We start from the raw sequence: 2,378 nt of genomic DNA, 5'->3' as shown, positions 1-2,378 counted from the left end.
GTATCCGTCCGATAAAATCCATATTTGAGGGAGTGGTAAAAAGCGATAAACTTGTGTCATGAAAAGACATGATCAGGAACAGATGCGTATTCTTTACCGCCAATGGAAAGAGTCAGGAGAAAGCCAAACGGCTTTTGCCACCCGGAATGGGATCCGTCCAACTACTTTTTATTATTGGACGAGTAAATTGGGGAAAGTGATTTCAAAGCCATCAAAGGACCAACCTATCGGTTTCCGTCCCATTGCCATAGAAGATGTCGCCTTTGAAAACCATGGTCAGGGGGCTACAGCAGTGATCCATTATCCTTCCGGGGCCAGACTGGAATTGCACCCCCCCTTAGAAGCACATTTTTTAAAAACACTAGTGGAATAATATCGTGCTGGTATTAACCCATACCTGTCGTTATTTTCTCTACCGCTCCCCATGCGACATGCGGTTTGGTATTTACTCTCTTTCCGGGCTGGTGCGCAATGAACTTGGACAAGACCCGCTGAGTGGGGATGTATTTGTATTTATTGGTAAGAGGGCCAATCAGGTCAGGCTGCTTCAGTGGGACAGGGACGGCTTTGCGCTGTACATCAAAAAGCTGGAGCAGGGCACTTTTGAATGGCCACAGGGTGAAGATATCTGCATCACCAGCCACCAACTGAGCTTTCTCTGTACAGGGGGTAATGTTAAAAACGGTGCGCATGCGCAAGCGTTACAATGCCTTAGAAAGGGTCTAAAAAAACATTAATTTTTCTTACAAAAAGTGGCTTTAAGTAGCTTTTAAACCACTTTTATACCTATTTTAGAGGTATGGAAAACACAGCAAAAGACTATAAAAAACTCTACCAGGAGTCGCTGTTGACCATATCCCAAAAAGAAGAACAAATTGCTGCGGAGCGGGAAGTTTTAGCTCAAAAAGAAGAGCAGATCACTCAGCTTAGCTTCGAGTTGGACAAGTTTCGCCGGTATCTTTTCGGCAGTAAAAGTGAAAAGCTTCCTGTTGACCATACCGATGTTTCCCAAATGAGCCTTTTTGAGCTGGGTACCACCCAGGAACAACAAGAAGGGCTTTCAGAACAGGTAGCCGATCTGCCAGAGAAGAAAACACCAAAGAAACGTGCCAAAGGAACAGGCCGCATGGTACTGCCTGAAAACCTGCGCAGAGAAGATATTGTCATAGAACCAGAGGGGGATGTAAGTGACTGCGTTCGTATCGGGGAAGATATTACAGAGGTGCTGGACCTTATCCCGGCCGAGTTTTATGTGAAGCGTTATATCCGGCCAAAGTATGCCAAACCTAATGGTGAGGGCATAGTTACCGGTCAGCTTCCTGAGCGGGTTATTGATAAAGGCATCCCTTCTGAGAGGCTGATTGCCCAGATGACCCTTGATAAATACGTATATGGACTGCCGCTGCACCGACAGATAGACAAATACCGAAGGCTGGGGGTCAATATACCAGCTTCTACAGTTTCGGATTGGATGATGAAAGGATGGAAACATCTGGTTCCCCTGTGGGAGTTGTTAAAACTGCTGGTAATTAACCAGAAATATTTACAGGCAGATGAGTCACCCATCAAAGTACAGGATAAGAACAGCAAGAATGGTATCCATAAAGGCTACATGTGGGTATATAATGCTCCGGCCGACAAACTGGTGTTGTTCGACTACCGGAAGGGACGTGACAAGAGTGGGCCAAAAGAAATGTTACAGGATTACAGTGGTATCCTTCAAACCGATGGCTATAGTGTTTATGAAACTTTATTCGGTAGTCGTGCCCACATTATGCTGGTTTACTGCATGGCCCATGCCAGGCGAAAGTTTGTTGATGCCCTTAAGTATGATAAAGAAAAAGCCTCTGCGGTACTGGAACTTATGCAACAGCTCTACAAATTAGAGCAGGACATGCGTGATGAAGGCCTTAGCTGGATGCAGCGCACACGCAGAAGGCAACAGGAAGCTGCCCCGGTCCTGGAGAAGATCAAAGAATGGATGAGGGAGCACGCCCATAAGGTTTTGCCTAAAAGCCCATTGGGCCAGGCCATTGCCTATACCTTGCCCAGATGGAAGGGCTTGTGTGCCTATGTACAACACGGGCAGATTGAAATTGACAATAACCTGGTGGAAAATACCATCAGGCCATTGGCTATCGGAAGAAAGAATTACTTGTTTGCAGGATCACATGATGCAGCCGAGATGACCGCTGCCATGTATTCCTTCATGGCCACCTGCAAGAAGAATAACATCAATGAGTCGGAATGGCTTACAGATGTTTACGAAAGGATCCAGTCCATCAAACATAAGAAGCTCTATCAGCTACTACCGAACAACTGGGAGAAATACAAAGGCTTGACAGAAGATTAACCCACGCGTTCCTCGGACGGATACG

General features: G+C 46.1%; 3 protein-coding genes. All 3 read left to right on the top strand.

The genetic code is table 11. The features are described 5' to 3' along the window. Positions 1 to 58 precede the first annotated feature (58 nt). The 3 genes from FNH22_RS31620 (at position 59) to FNH22_RS31610 (ending at position 2,353) form a co-directional block, all read left to right on the top strand. Positions 59 to 373, top strand: a complete 315-nt coding sequence (locus FNH22_RS31620; protein ID WP_143402543.1) for a hypothetical protein — start codon at positions 59 to 61, stop codon at positions 371 to 373. Between the two features lie 4 nt (positions 374 to 377). Continuing rightward, complete coding sequence (tnpB, locus tag FNH22_RS31615) at positions 378 to 737, top strand: IS66 family insertion sequence element accessory protein TnpB (RefSeq protein WP_255518213.1); 360 nt, start codon at positions 378 to 380, stop codon at positions 735 to 737. 62 nt (positions 738 to 799) lie between these two features. After that, positions 800 to 2,353, top strand: a complete 1,554-nt coding sequence (locus tag FNH22_RS31610) for an IS66 family transposase (RefSeq protein WP_143402541.1) — start codon at positions 800 to 802, stop codon at positions 2,351 to 2,353. The last annotated feature ends 25 nt before the right edge of the window (positions 2,354 to 2,378 follow it).

It is taken from the genome of Fulvivirga sp. M361 (assembly GCF_007097395.1).
GTDB lineage: Bacteria > Bacteroidota > Bacteroidia > Cytophagales > Cyclobacteriaceae > Fulvivirga.
The sequence above is the reverse complement of the archived record's forward strand: the minus strand, read 5'-3'. Positions and strand labels throughout refer to the sequence as shown.

Excerpts from the sequence above, each read along its gene's own strand:
- FNH22_RS31620 (WP_143402543.1), top strand. The coding sequence starts at position 59 with ATGAAAAGACATGATCAGGAACAGATGCGTATTCTTTACCGCCAATGG.
- FNH22_RS31610 (WP_143402541.1), top strand. The coding sequence starts at position 800 with ATGGAAAACACAGCAAAAGACTATAAAAAACTCTACCAGGAGTCGCTG.